We start from the raw sequence: 1,237 nt of genomic DNA on the forward strand, positions 1-1,237 counted from the left end.
GTGCTCTGATCCCCAAAAACTGGATCGTTTTTAATTGGAGTTTTCCGCGCTAGATTCCCGGCTGGGAACAGGAGCGGAAGCTATGAAGGCATCGAAGTTTTCGGACGCGCAGAAAGCGTTCATTCTGAAGCAGGGCGATGACGGAGTGCCGGTGGCAGAGATTTGCCGCAAGGCGGGCATCAGCCAAGCAACTTATTTCAATTGGCGCAAGAAGTACGCTGGGCTGCTGCCCGATGAGATGCGCCGATTGAAAGCTCTGGAAGATGAGAATTCCAGGCTCAAGAAAATCGTTGCCGATCTGACACTGGACCGCGAGATGCTCCAGGATGTCATCCGCCGAAAGCTCTGAGGCCTGTCAGGCAGCGCAAGCTGATAGACGGGATGCTGGTGGATTGGGGCATCTCGATCCGACGGGCCTGCAAGGTTCTGAGGTTCGACACGTCGACCTACCATTACAAATCCCGCCGCACCGGACAGGCCCCACTCGAACGACGCATCAAGGAGATTTGCGAGACGCGCGTGCGGTATGGCTATCGGCGTGTCCATGTCCACCTGCTCCGCGATGGATGGAAGATCAACATGAAGAAGACACGCAGGATTTACAGCGAGTTAGGTCTTCAGCTGCGCAACAAGCATCCCAAGCGCCGGGTGAAGGCCAAGCTTCGGGACGACCGCCAGGAAGCTGTCGGCCCGAACGATGTCTGGGCGATGGACTTCGTTCACGACCAGCTCGCCACCGGCAAGAAGCTGCGCATCTTGACCGTGGTCGATACGCACTCGCGCTACTGTCCGGCCGCCGACGCTCGCTTCACCTATCGAGGCGAAGACGTGGTCCAGACCCTGGAAGGCATCTGCAGGAAGACCGGCTATCCGAAGACGATAAGGGTGGATAACGGCAGTGAGTTCATCTCTCGTGATCTCGACCTGTGGGCCTATGCCAACAACGTCACCCTGGACTTCTCGCGGCCTGGCAAGCCGACCGACAACGGCTTCATCGAGGCCTTCAACAGCAAGCTGCGGGCGGAGTGCCTGAACGCCCATTGGTTCCTGACCCTTGCGGATTCGCGCGAAAAGTTGGAGACTTGGCGTCGATACTATAATGAGGAACGTCCTCACTCGGCGATCGGATATAACGTCCCGATTGACCTGCATAATCCCGGTGGCACAACCAGCCAGCCATCGTGATCAAAGCCGGAAAACTCCAGCTTCCGGCGGTCCAAGGTTCGGTCTCAGTGCA

The 1,237-nt window shown here is 57.6% G+C and carries 1 protein-coding gene; it reads left to right on the forward strand.

Annotated elements, in window-relative coordinates:
• The first annotated feature begins 82 nt into the window (after positions 1–82).
• Positions 83–1,185 (forward strand): IS3 family transposase gene (locus tag FHW37_RS33395; RefSeq protein WP_145643865.1). Its coding sequence is split into 2 segments (ribosomal slippage): positions 83–344 and positions 344–1,185, totalling 1,104 coding nucleotides; the frame shifts between segments, so codons are not numbered across the junction.
• The last annotated feature ends 52 nt before the right edge of the window (positions 1,186–1,237 follow it).

The organism is Neorhizobium alkalisoli (genome assembly GCF_007829835.1).
Taxonomy (GTDB): Bacteria; Pseudomonadota; Alphaproteobacteria; order Rhizobiales; family Rhizobiaceae; genus Neorhizobium.